Origin of the sequence: Pseudomonas koreensis, assembly GCF_025447595.1 — a bacterium.
GTDB lineage: Bacteria > Pseudomonadota > Gammaproteobacteria > Pseudomonadales > Pseudomonadaceae > Aquipseudomonas > Aquipseudomonas koreensis_H.
In genome coordinates, this window is sequence record NZ_JAOEJU010000001.1 from 368,166 (window position 1) to 380,788 (window position 12,623).

The following is a 12,623-nucleotide window of genomic DNA, read 5'->3' on the forward strand; positions in this document are numbered from 1 at the left end:
GCCATGGTAATCAGCGCCGCCGCGGTGGCGCTGTTGGTGGTGGCCGTGGCGCTGGTGGTGCGGCCGGGCAATGACCCGGTCGCCGCCCAGCAACCGGCGCCGGTCGTTGCGGCGAACAGTGGGCCTGCGGTGGCGCGGTTGGGCAATCAGCAGGTTTCGCCTGAGGAATTGCAGGCGTTGCTGGCGGCTGTTCCACCGCAAACCCGCGAGCAATTGCGTGGCAATCGTGAAGCGCTGGAGCGCTGGATTCGTTCCCGCCTGGCTGAAAAAGCGGTGCTGGAACAGGCCGACGCCCAAGGCTGGGCGCAGCGCCCGGACGTTGTACGGCAGACTCGTGCCGCCACTGAGCAGATCGTATTTCGCGACTATTTGCAGTCGGTGAGTCAGGTGCCGGCGGATTATCCGAGCGCTGCCGAGTTGCAGCAGGCGTACGACGTGGGCAAGGCCAACTGGCAGACACCGGCGCTGTATCGGGTCAGCCAGATTTTTCTCGGGGTGAATGAGCCGCAGAACCTTGAGGCGGTGCGCAAGCAGGCGACGGATCTGAGCAAGAAAGCCCAGTCGACCCCGGCGGACTTTGCGGCGTTGGCCAAGGAGTTTTCCCAGGATCGGCTCACGGCCGAACGCGGCGGCGACACCGGCCTGCAACCGTTGCAGCAATTGGTGCCGGAAGTGCGCGGTGCGGTGGCACGACTCAAGGTTGGCGCGGTGTCCGATCCCGTTCAGAGCAGCGCCGGTTTTCACGTGATCAAACTCACCGAACAACAACCGGCCCGCACCGCGACCCTCGACGAGTTGCGCGATCAACTGACTCAGGCTTTGCGGGCGCAACGTCAGGAACAGATCGCCCAGGCCTACCTGGACGGCATGCTCAACACCGCAACGCTGAGCATCGACGGGGCCGAGCTCAACAAGGTGCTGGAGGAAAAACTGTAATTCAGATCCACCTCTGAACCCTGTGGGAGCGAGCTTGCTCGCGAAAGCGGTGTATCTGGCAATGAGATGTTGCGTGTGCCGATGTCTTCGCGAGCAAGCTCGCTCCCACAATGGATTTATGCAAAGGCAAACAACAAAGATCGACAGGGAGTCATCGATGTCATTCACCGAACCCGCAGCACGACAGAGCAGCGCCGATTTCCGCTGGCCACGGGACAAGGACGAACCCTGGCTGGCGCAGGCCGCGACCCTCGACAGCGACGTCGCCCAATACTTTCTGGTCAGCGCCCGTTGCGGCTGCTTCATGCAGGCCGCTCGCAGCCTCAACGTGCGCTCGACCCTGCTGCGCAAACAACTGGCGCAACTCGAACAGCAATTGCAATGCGCGCTGTTCAGCTTTCAGGGCAGCGCCCTCAGCCTGACCCGCGAAGGCCAGCAACTGCAGGCGCAACTGATCGCGTTGGCTCACGAACGCAAACTGCCGGTGATCGAGCAGCCGCTGATTAGGCTGGCCGTCGCCGAATCGATCCTGCATGACATCCTCGGTCGCGACCTCATCGCACTGCTGCGCCGCAACGCCAGCGTGCGCCTGGAAATCATCGCCCTCGACAGCGAACTGGCCCTGCGCGCCGTCAGCGCCGACATCGTGCTCTGGCTCGCCCATGGCGACACCCCGTATCCCGGCCCGACCTTCGCCACCAGCGAACCGCAACGCCTGGCGCAACTGGAATACCAGCCGCACATCGCCAAACGCTATTCCCGTGTCACCGCCCGCCCGGAAAGCCCGGACGACCTTGTCGATTTCATGCTGGTGCAATGGCAGCACGATCGGCAGATCGACAGCTTTCGACCTTGGAATGAGCTGGTCGAACAGCGGTTGGCCGGGGTGGTGCAGATGCAGTCTTATGAGCTGATGCTGGAGATGATCCGTTGCAGTGCGTGCATTGGTTTGCTGCCGATGTACATGAGCCGGTTTGATCGCGGGCTGGTGGCGTTGCCGGGGTTGTTTGACGAGGCGATGCGGTTGCAGGTGTGGCTGGCGGTGAACAGTGAATCGCAGGATGTCGGGGAGGTGCAGACGCTGATCGAATTGATTCGGAGGACGTTCAGTGAGCGTCGGGAGTGGTTTGAATAAGGCCAAAAGCCGTCCGATTGCTTACGATGTCTTCGGACGGCTGTTGTTGCTTTTTATCTTTTTAATCAAACCTTCACATAAAGAAATCGCCAGGTATAGAAACTGTCCTCATATTCCCGGGATGTATTGATGAATGTGAAGCCCCAGTGCGTGCCAGTCTGTCCAGGGGTGGAAGTCAACGTAGCTGCGCTCTGACCCACTATCTGAAAACGCGCAGGTACAAAACTGCGATAGTTCGACTGGATCTCAGACAGCGTAAACAGTCTGCCTCCTACGGCATTAAGGTAGGGCAAAATTTCGGCCCATTTTCGGTGAGGAGCGCTGGACCAATGTACCGCTGTAGCAGGGCCCGAAGTGGTGACGGTATAGCTTTTTGTCTGATTGGCCGCGTCTTTGGCGGTAATGGTCGCCATACCATTGCCTCTGGCATAAATACGCCCTTTGCTGTCGACAGCTACAATCTCGGCATCCGTGGAATGGTAAGAAATGATGCCTACACCGCCCGTTGCAGGTCGGTCGATTGAGGTCCCGGGATTAGGGTTTGAAGGAGCCCCGTAATCTCCGTGGTCGGGCGTCACCTTCGGTGTCACATAATATCGAGCACCGGACAGGGACACGGGTGTGGTATCCATTTCCAGTTCGGGCAAACCGGTCCCCACGACCTGTGCCTCGGCGGTTTTGGAAATTCCGATGACTTTGCCTCCCCTGATTTGTTCGAACTTGACCCTCACCTGGCTGTTGGCAACCACCTTCGCATTGGGGATCTGCCAGGAAAACTGCCCCGGAACATTACCGATCGGGAAGGCTTCGTCATGGCTGGCGACCACAGCCCCATTGAGCCACGCTTCGAATGTCAGATGAATCTGATCTCCTGCCTGCCAGATCGAGGGAATCAGATGAATCAGCGCCCACAACGGCCCGCCATTCATCTTGCCCAGATCAACAAGGGCGGGATCGTCACCGTTATCTCCGAGAGTTTCCTGAAGGATGGCCTCCGGCAGCTCCACCCAATCGAGATGCACATCAACCACATAATCCTTCGACCAGAATTCCTGCGGGTTGAATACTCCTGTCGAAGACGTGCCGGAAAAGTCGCCTACCTGATTGATGACGTTGTATTTGAATACAAATTGCGGGTTGTTGGGGGAGTGGGCGAGATCGGCAGTGTAAAAGGTCAAGACCACTGGCCTGGTTTCGGGGTTGGGATCCTGCCCAGTTGGTGAAAGCTGATGGGTAAGGGTTTTACCGCCATAGTTGATCGTCAACCGGTCATGCAGTTGCTTGCCCGGATAATCCATTGTCACGGTCACGCCCGCTGCTGCCTCGCCCGGCCCGATGCTCTTCGGGGTGACATCCATGCTCAGCAACGAATTGCCGGGGTTTTGATCCGTATCGTTGCCGGCAGGGTCTGTGAGGTAGTGAAGTACGATCAACTCGGCCGATTCTTCATTGCCTGACTGACGCTGGACACTGACCTTCAATGTATTGATATCGTCGGAAAGCGTACCCACTGGCAAGTGAAACTCGAGCGGTGAGGTCGTGTCTTTGGTGAGCTCGGCCGGGATCGGCGCAGGCAAGCCATTGAGGAACATTCGTCCGGTCTCATTCGGCGCCTGCCCCTGATAAGGCCCGAACAACACCAACAGTCCCTTCGAGTCCGCGTAATAGTTGAGCCGGGAGAGCCCGACCTGGGCGACAGGGTGATTAATCGGGTAGGTCTGGCGTGGAATATAGGGTGGTGTCAGTGCCAGGACGAGGACGGGACCGCCGTTGGATGCAGGATTGTTCATGGCACACAACTCCTCGGTGAGTGATGTGCCATGAAAACGCTGTGTTATCCGTTTCGGCTACTGTCAGATCTGACAGTTGACGATGGTTTCAAGATGAACGGACATCAATCTGAGCCATCCAGACCCGTCCCGCAGACAGTAAAGCGGCTCTGTATAGAAACCGTTTCGATTTTCGCTGATTCGTCAGCGACCCGGAAACGATAGAGCCCGCCCTCAAGGCGCACAAGCCGGCGGATTCTGGCGGATGCGTAGGCAATGGCGCAAGGAGTTGTGGCTTGCCGGACGTTTCGGTCAACGGCTTTAAACAGTCGTGGCGAGTTCGTGGGGAAGCGGTTTACAGTGACCGGCCACGCACTGATCCAGGAGGGATCTTTCATGCCTGAACACAACCCCGCGATTGATCTCGAACGCTTCAACGAATGCCACCTTGAAGGCGTCACTGCGCTCTACAACGACCCGGCGGTGGCCCGGCAAGTGTTGCAGATGCCGTTTCAATCCTCCGAGATCTGGCGCCAGCGCCTGATGCCGGACAGCGAGCGAGTGTTGAAACTGGTGGCGCTGCACCAAGGCGTGGTGATCGGTTATCTGGGGCTGGAGGCTTTTTCCCGGATTCGCCGCAGCCATGCCGGCAGCATCGGGCTGAGCGTTGCGGGGGCCTGGCAAGGCAAGGGCGTGGGGACGAAGTTGATGACAGCGGCGCTGGACGTCGCCGACAACTGGATGAACCTGCACCGGGTCGAGCTTTCGGTGTACGCCGACAACGAGGCGGCTATCGGGCTCTATCGAAAGTTCGGCTTCGAGAACGAGGGCCTGTTTCGCGATTATGCCGTGCGTGACGGGCAATGGATCGACACCGTGAGCATGGCGCGTCTGCGCTGAACGATGGCAGTAATTGTGGGAGCGAGCCTGCTCGCGATAGCGGCTGGGCAGTCAATGTAAGGAGCGACTGATCCGACGCCTTCGCGAGCAGGCTCGCTCCCACATGGGACGGGGAACAATCACATTTCCAGATTGACCCACCCCGGTTTGGCAACCTCCGGTGCTATTGCTTTCACGGTTTTACCGGTGGCCAACTCCACCCGCCGCGCCACCTCCGGATCATCGGCAAACGGCGTCAGACTCGCCTCGTCCAGGCTCTCGGCCGTCTCATGCCGCAGGCAGTACTCAACCGTCAGCCACAAAAACACCACACCCAACACATTCAAAAATACATCGAACATGACCGGCTCCCCTGATCAGGCGATCTGCGCTTCACGATGAGCAATCGCAACATCAGCCACCCGCACCGTGCGCCACACGTTATAGGCCATCAGCAACATGCCGCTAAGGAAAAACACCCCGCCGGCAAAGCGCACGACAAACCCCGGATGACTGGCCTGCAACGCTTCGACAAACGAATAAGTCAGCGTGCCGTCCTCGTTGATCGCCCGCCACATCAGGCCCTGGGTAATTCCGTTGACCCACATCGACGCGATGTACAACACCGTGCCGATGGTCGCCAGCCAGAAGTGCAGGTTGATCAGCGGCGTGCTGTGCATCCGCTCGCGGCCAAAGACCTTGGGCACCATGTGATAGGTCGCGCCGAAGGTGATCATCGCCACCCAGCCGAGGGCGCCGGCGTGTACGTGGCCGATGGTCCAGTCGGTGTAGTGAGAGAGGGCGTTGACGGTCTTGATCGCCATCATCGGGCCTTCGAACGTCGACATGCCGTAGAACGCCAACGACAGAACCAGGAAGCGCAGGATCGGGTCGGTGCGCAACTGATGCCAGGCACCGGATAAGGTCATCATCCCGTTGATCATCCCGCCCCAGCTCGGCGCCAGCAGGATCAATGACATCGCCATCCCCAACGACTGCGCCCAGTCCGGCAGTGCGGTGTAGTGCAAGTGGTGCGGGCCGGCCCAGATGTACAGGGTGATCAGCGCCCAGAAATGCACGATCGACAACCGGTACGAATACACCGGCCGATTCACTTGCTTGGGCACGAAGTAATACATCATCCCGAGGAACCCGGTGGTCAGGAAGAACCCCACCGCGTTGTGACCGTACCACCACTGCACCATGGCGTCGGTGGCGCCGGAATACACCGGATAGGACTTGAACCAGTCCACCGGGATCGACAGGTGATTGACCACGTGCAGCATGGCGATCACCAGAATGAATGCACCGAAGAACCAGTTGCCGACGTAGATGTGCTTGGTCTTGCGCTGCACCACGGTAGTGAAGAACACCACGGCGTACGCAACCCAGACCACGGCCATCCACACCGCACCGGAGAATTCGATCTCGGCGTATTCCTTGGTGGTGGTGTAGCCCATCGGCAGGGTGACCAGCATGATCACGATCACCGATTGCCAGCCCCAGAAAGTGAAGGCTGCGAGTTTGTCCGAGTACAGCCGCACCTGACAGGTCCGCTGTACCGCGTAGTAACTGGCGGCGAATTGCGCACTGCCGGCGAAGCCGAAAATCACCAGACTGGTGTGCAACGGTCGCAAGCGGCCGAAGGTGGTCCACGGCAAGTCCAGATTCATGTCCGGCCATACCAGTTGCGAGGCGATCCATACTCCCATCGCCATGCCCACGACACCCCAGAAAACAGTCGCGATGACGAATTGGCGGACGACCTTGTAGTTATAAGCCTGTCCGATTGTTGCTGTGCTCATGGTCAATTCTTCCACGGTCAAAGTCTTGCCAGGCCACCCGGTCTGGCACGAGCTGCACTGTAGAAACCCCACCGGAAACAAAACAGGCTCAGGAAATGTTCATTTATGCGGATCAGATCGAAGCGCTGCCTGCGGCCATCTGCCGCGCCCTGATACGGTTTTTATGCGTTCAGGTGAATCTGTAACGGGCTGCGCTGCAACGTCATAGTGCTTGCAAGAAACTGTGGGAGCGAGCTTGCTCGCGATTGCGGTGTGTCAGCCAACATTGTCGTTGCCTGACACACCGCAATCGCGAGCAAGCTCGCTCCCACAGGAAACTCCTGATGAGGTGGCAGTTCCATGTATCAGTACGATGATTACGACCGGGCGCTGGTGTTCGAGCGCGTTGCGCAGTTTCGCGATCAGGTCGAGCGCTTCATGGCCGGGGAGTTGAGCGAAGAAGAGTTCCTGCCGCTGCGCCTGCAAAACGGCCTGTACATGCAAAAGCACGCTTACATGCTGCGGGTGGCGATTCCCTACGGCACGCTGAGCGCCGAACAGATGCGCACTCTGGCGAGCATCGCCCGGGATTACGACCGTGGCTACGGCCACTTCACCACCCGGCAGAACATGCAGTTCAACTGGATCGAACTGCACGAAGTGCCGGACATTCTCGAACGTCTGGCGCAGGTCAACATGCATGCGATCCAGACCTCGGGCAACTGCGTGCGCAACATCACCACCGAAGCCTTCGCCGGGGTCGCGGCGGACGAGTTGATCGACCCGCGTCCGCTGGCGGAAATCCTGAGGCAATGGTCGACGATCAACCCGGAATTCCTGTTCCTGCCGCGCAAGTTCAAGATCGCCATCTGCTCGGCAAAGCAGGACCGCGCGGCAATCATGATGCACGACATCGGCCTCTACCTTTACCCCGGCCGTGACGGGCAGATGCTGTTGCGAGTGATCGTCGGCGGTGGTCTGGGGCGCACGCCGATCCTTGGTCTGCAGATCCGCGATGGCCTGCCGTGGCAGCACTTGCTGTCCTACGTCGAGGCGGTGCTGCGGGTCTATAACCGTCACGGCCGGCGCGACAACAAGTACAAGGCGCGGATCAAGATTCTGGTCAAGGCACTGGGCATCGAGGCGTTCGCCAAGGAGGTCGAAGAAGAATGGCAACACCTCAAGGACGGTCCGGCGCAACTGACCGAGGATGAATATCAGCGAGTCGCCAGCGCTTTTGTGCCGCCGAGCTATCGCACATTGGCAGGCCCCGATCTGGATTTCGGCACGCACCTGGCCGACAACCCGGCGTTCGCCCGTTGGGTCGCGCGCAACGTGCAACCGCACAAAATGACGGGCTACACCAGCGTGGTGCTGTCGACCAAACCGGGCCTGGCTTCGCCGCCGGGGGACGTCACCGATGCGCAGATGCAGGCCGTGGCTGACTGGTCCGAGCGCTTCGGTTTCGGCGAAATCCGCATCGCCCACGAGCAGAACATCGTCCTGCCGGATGTGCCCAAGTCCGAGCTGTTCGCGCTGTGGCAACTGGCGAAAGAGCAGGGGCTGGGCGCCGCCAACGTCGGTCTGCTGACCGACATCATTGCCTGCCCCGGCGGCGATTTCTGTGCGCTGGCCAACGCCAAGTCGATCCCGATTGCCCAGGCGATTCAGGCGCGTTTCAATAACCTCGATTACCTGCACGATCTGGGCGACATCAGCCTGAACATTTCCGGCTGCATGAACGCCTGCGGCCATCACCACATCGGCAACATCGGGATTCTCGGCGTCGATAAAAACGGCAGCGAGTGGTACCAGATCACCCTCGGTGGGGCCCAGGGCAAGAACAGCGCACTGGGCAAAGTCATCGGCCCGTCGTTCAGCGCCGCCGAAGTGCCGCAAGTGATCGAGCGGATCATCGGCACCTTCGTCCGTTATCGCGAAGCCGAAGAACTGTTCGTCGATACCGTGGCACGCATCGGACTGGAGCCGTTCAAGGAGCGGGTCTACCCGAAAGCGCTGGAGGTGCCGGTATGAACAATCTGCTGCGCATGGAGGAGAGCGGGGCGCGCATCGTGATGGACGATCCATGGACGCTGATTCGCTCGCCTGAAACTGTGTATGGCGCCGAAATGCTGATTCTGCCGCTGGCCCACTGGCTCGAGTCGCCCTCGACCCATGCGGTCTGGCTCGGTCCGGACGACGGCGTTGAGAGCCTGTTGCCATGGCTGACCTCGCTGCCACTGATCGCCCTCGACTTCCCGAGCTTTCGCGACGGCCGCGCCTACAGCCAGGCCTATCTGTTGCGCAGCCGCTTCGGCTGGAAAGGCGAGTTGCGCGCCATCGGCGATGTGCTGCGCGACCAGCTCAGCCACATGCGCCAGTGCGGTTTCGACAGCTTCGCCGTGCGCGAGGACAAATCCGCCGAGGATGCGCTCAAGGGCCTGGCCGGGATGAGCGTGTTGTACGGGCGCTCGGTGATCGAGCCGCGGCCCTTGTTCAGACGCCGCTGATGCAGGGGAAACCCTTAGAACCCTGATGAATCGGGGATTTTACCTTGGGTCGATGGTGGCCTTTTGGTAGAGTCCCCATCGCCAGCGGGTTTTCGGCTGGACGACGGAACGAAGAAGGGAGTCTGATCAGTGAGTCCGGGCAAAAAAATTCTGGGCATCACCGCGTTGCTGTTGATGGTGACGCTGTGGGCCGGTTACATCTATGTGTTCAACGAAAACCGTGGTGGCCAGCTCGGTGGCGTCGGCGAAAGCACCGCCTGGTGCGGCACGCCGCCGAACACTGAAGCGGCGCTGCTGGGCAAGGATCAACTGACCCTGCGCATCACCAACAACCTGCGCGGCGAGTTCATGCTCAGCGGCGCGGTGGTGGTCTCCGAACGGACCTTCAACCGCTATGACCTGGGCCGCAACGAACTGCGTCTGCGTCTTGAACCGTTGCAGTGGTCGTTTGGCGTCACGCCGATCTTCCTCGAACAGGTGAAAGTCCTGCCCCTGAGCCGCAACCTTGCCTCGACCGACAAGAGCGCCTTTGCCGAACTCGAATCGCGGCCGATCAGTGTTCAGGGCCGGGTCACCGAATTCCCTTTCGACACCTATCGCTACGGCTACAAGCCAGTCCTGTATTACCTCAAGGGCAGCGAGCGCATCGACCTGCGATTCAAGAACATCACCACGCTGATGGAGATGTCCAACACCTTCACGCCGATCCAGAAATACAACCGCGCCGACTACATCAACGAGAAAAGCTCGATGATCCGCGACGAGGACTACAAGGCCTACGGCCCCCACGAATGCGCGTTCAGCGTCGAGCGTAAAGGCTCGTTCAAGGTCGTGGTGCTGTTGATGCTGCTGGTGCTGTGCCTGCCGTTGTTGCTGGTGTTCTACCGCGATGAGCCGGGGATCGACTTCCTCGCCACGCTGGTGGGAATCGGTGTTGTGCGTACGGTACTGGTGGGGCCGGTGCAGGATTTCCAGCTGTACAACATTGATTTTCTATTCGGCGCGGCGATTTTGCTGGTGGGCACGGTGTCGCTGATCAAGGCGATGCGGGCGAACAGCCGGCGGGAGATGGCGTTGAGAAGCGGGGAGACTTCGAGCTGGTAACGCAAACAGGCGGGAGCAGCCGAGCGCTGCTCCCGCCTGTTTTCATTTCAAGGCAGGATCCCCCGGATTCAGCTTCTTCCACCCCTGCAACAACACCTGCGCCTTCGGCTCCTGCCCGCTGTCGAGATACCACTGAATCAGCGACAACCTGGCATTGCGGTTCGCCGGTTGGGCCTTGAGCATTTTTTCCAGCTGCGCGCAAGCCTCATCCACCTTGCCGCTTTCATGCAGCGCCACCGCCAGCACATAACCGTACTGCGGGCTCTGTGGTTCCAGTTGTGCAGCCTTGCGCAACTGGGACATCGCATCGTCAGTCTTGCCTGCGCGTATCAGCGAGAGGCCAAGGGTGTGTTGCAATAGCGCGGCGTCAGGATGTTCCTTGAGGTTGTCGGCCAGCAGTTTCTGCGCTTCTGGAACACGACCATTTGCTTCGAGCCATTGCACCAGCGTGACCAGTGCCGGATAGAAGTCCGGATCGCGCTTCAACGCCGTCCGTAACAGGCCTTCAACCTCCGAACTGCGACCGCTGGCCTGATAGAGCATCGCCAGATTCAGGTTGGCCTCGGCACGTTCAGCCAGGCTTTTCTGCACCGCTTCGTATTCGCCAATCGCCGCTTCCCAGTTGGCTTGTGCGCCGCCCAGGCCATTGCGGGCCGTGCCGATCAGATCCCGAGCGGCTGCAATGCGCACGGCTTTTACCGGATCCCCGAGCAGTGGCGTCAACAACGGCGCACGCTCCGGTGGCGGCACGAACGCACTGGTCACCCGCACGGCGCTTTCGCGAACCTGTGGTGCCGGGTTTTTCAGATCCGTGGTCGCCAGTTTCAGTGCTTGTTCACTGGGGTACGAAGGCAGCTCGGCCAGTAGCGTCGCCCGCTGAATCGCAGGCAGGTTGCTGCGCTGCAACTGCTCGTACAACGCCTGCGCGGCACCCGGCTGGCCATTGCGGATCAGCCACAGGCATTCGTCGTAACGAAGGGCTTGGGGCGTAGCCGAGGCATTCCACAGTTTGAATTGCGCCGTGACCTTGTCCCCGGCCTTGCCTTGGTGACAGGTCAGGCAGGCATCCGGCGTGCCGAGCTTTTGCGCGCGTTCTGGGTTGGGAATGCTGAAGCTGTGGTCATGGCGGAAGTCATTTCCCATGTAGAACTTGCCGGGCATGTGGCAATCCACGCATTGCGAACCGGGCTGGCCCATGGTGTGGCGGGTGTGTTCGATGCTGTCGTAGTTCTTCGTTTGCAGCCCTTTGCCGTCGACGCCTTCGACGGAGGTCTTGCCGGCGGTGTTGTGGCATTGCAGGCACACCGCGTTGCCCGGTGCCTTCAACTCGGTGCTGTGGGGGTTGTGGCAGTTACTGCAACGCACGCCCTTGTCGAACATTTTGCTTTGGGCGAAGGAACCGTGTTCGAACACTTCGTCCTTGATCTTGCCGTCCAGCGCATACAGTTCGCGGGTGAGGACGCTGGGCAGGTAATCGTCCATCAGCCGCTTGCCGACGGTGTAGCCGTCACCCAACGGTGCGCGGCGGGCGTGGCAGCGGGCGCAGGTTTCGATTTCGACGGTGGCGTTCTTGTCCTTGAGATCGACGGCAAAGCCGGCGTGGATCAGGTCGGTTTTCTTTGCCGTCCATTCCAGGTGATTCGACGCCGGACCGTGACAGGCCTGGCAGCCGACACCGAGGCTGTTCCACTGGCTGGCGAAGGTGTTGCTGGCCGCATCGAAGTTTCGCTTGTAACCGGTGGTGTGGCACTCGACGCACATGAAATTGGCATTCTGGCTCGGCTTGCTCCAGTGCAATGGATTCTTGAAGTTCACACCTTGGCCGGGGTAGAGGTGAAACCAGCGGTTTTTCTCGGTATCCCAGGCCACGCCGAGCGCCTGCAACCGACCTTCGCCGACTTCGATCAGGTATTGCTGGAGCGGGGCGATGCCGAAGGTGTACGCCACTTTGAAGTCGGCGTTCTTGCCGTCGATGCCCGGTGTGTTGACCCAGAATTCGTCGCCCTTGCGCAGGAAGCGGGTGGTTTCGTTTTCGGCTTTGAAAGTGATGTTGTTGAAATCGCCGAGCATGGTCTCAGCGGTGGCTGCCTGCATCGCCAGTTGATGGTGCGAGCCTTGCCAGTCCTTGACCTGTTCGCTGTGACAGCCTTGGCATTGTTGTTCATCGACCATGCTCGCGGGCGCAGTCGCCACGGTGGGGGCGGGTTTGGCCGGCGCCGCAACCGGGGCGCTTACGGGAATCGGCTTGACCGGCACTGGTGCGGGGCTCAACAGAAACCAGCCGATCCCCGCCACGGCCGCCAGCAGCAGGCCGATCAGAACAGGAAACAGGTAACGTGAAATAAAGGTCGGTGAAGCATCAGGCTGAAGCGGTGCGTCGTTGTTTTTATGCTTGGGCATTGCGACTTCCGTAGTCCAGGTGCATTTGCCGTCGGGCGCGCGTTCAAGCTTGATCCAGCTTTGCTGTCCGGCCTGCATCTGTCAAATGGCCAATCCCGGCATCGCG

10 protein-coding genes are annotated in these 12,623 nt (G+C 60.0%); 6 read left to right on the forward strand and 4 right to left on the reverse strand.

What is annotated here, in order from left to right:
- Window positions 1-3: 3 nt before the first annotated feature.
- Entirely contained in the window at window positions 4-936 is a 933-nt protein-coding gene (locus N8H71_RS01635) for a peptidylprolyl isomerase (RefSeq protein WP_279309506.1), read from the forward strand.
- Window positions 937-1,093: 157 nt separating this feature from the next.
- Window positions 1,094-2,071: a LysR family transcriptional regulator gene (locus tag N8H71_RS01640; RefSeq protein ID WP_262192472.1), complete on the forward strand. Its 978-nt coding sequence runs from the start codon at window positions 1,094-1,096 to the stop codon at window positions 2,069-2,071.
- Window positions 2,072-2,136: 65 nt separating this feature from the next.
- Here N8H71_RS01640 and N8H71_RS01645 read toward each other — a convergent pair whose 3' ends face one another.
- Window positions 2,137-3,861, reverse strand: a complete 1,725-nt coding sequence (locus N8H71_RS01645; RefSeq protein WP_262192473.1) for a hypothetical protein — start codon at window positions 3,859-3,861, stop codon at window positions 2,137-2,139.
- 375 nt (window positions 3,862-4,236) lie between these two features.
- Here N8H71_RS01645 and N8H71_RS01650 point away from each other — a divergent pair, with 375 nt between their 5' ends.
- Complete coding sequence (locus tag N8H71_RS01650) at window positions 4,237-4,740, forward strand: GNAT family N-acetyltransferase (RefSeq protein ID WP_262192474.1); 504 nt, start codon at window positions 4,237-4,239, stop codon at window positions 4,738-4,740.
- A 119-nt stretch (window positions 4,741-4,859) separates the two neighbouring features.
- Here the strand turns inward: N8H71_RS01650 and N8H71_RS01655 are convergent, their stop codons facing one another.
- Together N8H71_RS01655 and ccoN are read right to left on the reverse strand one after the other, a co-directional pair.
- Entirely contained in the window at window positions 4,860-5,081 is a 222-nt protein-coding gene (locus N8H71_RS01655; protein WP_262192475.1) for a cbb3-type cytochrome c oxidase subunit 3, read from the reverse strand.
- Between the two features lie 15 nt (window positions 5,082-5,096).
- Window positions 5,097-6,524 carry a cytochrome-c oxidase, cbb3-type subunit I gene (gene ccoN / locus N8H71_RS01660; protein ID WP_007955093.1) on the reverse strand — a complete coding sequence of 476 codons (1,428 nt, stop codon included), beginning with the start codon at window positions 6,522-6,524 and terminating at the stop codon, window positions 5,097-5,099.
- A 339-nt stretch (window positions 6,525-6,863) separates the two neighbouring features.
- Between ccoN and N8H71_RS01665 the strand changes: the two genes are divergently transcribed.
- The 3 genes from N8H71_RS01665 (at window position 6,864) to N8H71_RS01675 (ending at window position 10,117) form a co-directional block, all read left to right on the forward strand.
- Window positions 6,864-8,537 (forward strand): nitrite/sulfite reductase, encoded by a 1,674-nt coding sequence (locus N8H71_RS01665; protein ID WP_262192476.1) that lies wholly within the window; start codon window positions 6,864-6,866, stop codon window positions 8,535-8,537.
- Window positions 8,534-9,013 (forward strand): DUF934 domain-containing protein, encoded by a 480-nt coding sequence (locus N8H71_RS01670; RefSeq protein ID WP_262192477.1) that lies wholly within the window; start codon window positions 8,534-8,536, stop codon window positions 9,011-9,013. Before N8H71_RS01665 ends, N8H71_RS01670 begins: the two co-directional genes overlap by 4 nt.
- A gap of 129 nt (window positions 9,014-9,142) precedes the next feature.
- A complete protein-coding gene (locus tag N8H71_RS01675; RefSeq protein WP_262192478.1) occupies window positions 9,143-10,117 on the forward strand; it encodes a hypothetical protein in 975 nt (324 codons plus the stop codon).
- A 42-nt stretch (window positions 10,118-10,159) separates the two neighbouring features.
- On the opposite strand, the gene N8H71_RS01680 is transcribed toward N8H71_RS01675, so the two are convergent.
- On the reverse strand, window positions 10,160-12,517 hold the full coding sequence (locus N8H71_RS01680) for a tetratricopeptide repeat protein (RefSeq protein ID WP_262192479.1): 2,358 nt from the start codon (window positions 12,515-12,517) through the stop codon (window positions 10,160-10,162).
- Between the last annotated feature and the right edge of the window lie 106 nt (window positions 12,518-12,623).

Coding starts and splice junctions, on each gene's coding strand:
- N8H71_RS01680 (WP_262192479.1), bottom strand. CDS start 12,517: ATGCCCAAGCATAAAAACAACGACGCACCGCTTCAGCCTGATGCTTCA.
- N8H71_RS01655 (WP_262192475.1), bottom strand. CDS start 5,081: ATGTTCGATGTATTTTTGAATGTGTTGGGTGTGGTGTTTTTGTGGCTG.
- N8H71_RS01640 (WP_262192472.1), top strand. CDS start 1,094: ATGTCATTCACCGAACCCGCAGCACGACAGAGCAGCGCCGATTTCCGC.
- N8H71_RS01665 (WP_262192476.1), top strand. CDS start 6,864: ATGTATCAGTACGATGATTACGACCGGGCGCTGGTGTTCGAGCGCGTT.
- ccoN (WP_007955093.1), bottom strand. CDS start 6,524: ATGAGCACAGCAACAATCGGACAGGCTTATAACTACAAGGTCGTCCGC.
- N8H71_RS01645 (WP_262192473.1), bottom strand. CDS start 3,861: ATGAACAATCCTGCATCCAACGGCGGTCCCGTCCTCGTCCTGGCACTG.
- N8H71_RS01670 (WP_262192477.1), top strand. CDS start 8,534: ATGAACAATCTGCTGCGCATGGAGGAGAGCGGGGCGCGCATCGTGATG.
- N8H71_RS01650 (WP_262192474.1), top strand. CDS start 4,237: ATGCCTGAACACAACCCCGCGATTGATCTCGAACGCTTCAACGAATGC.
- N8H71_RS01635 (WP_279309506.1), top strand. CDS start 4: ATGGTAATCAGCGCCGCCGCGGTGGCGCTGTTGGTGGTGGCCGTGGCG.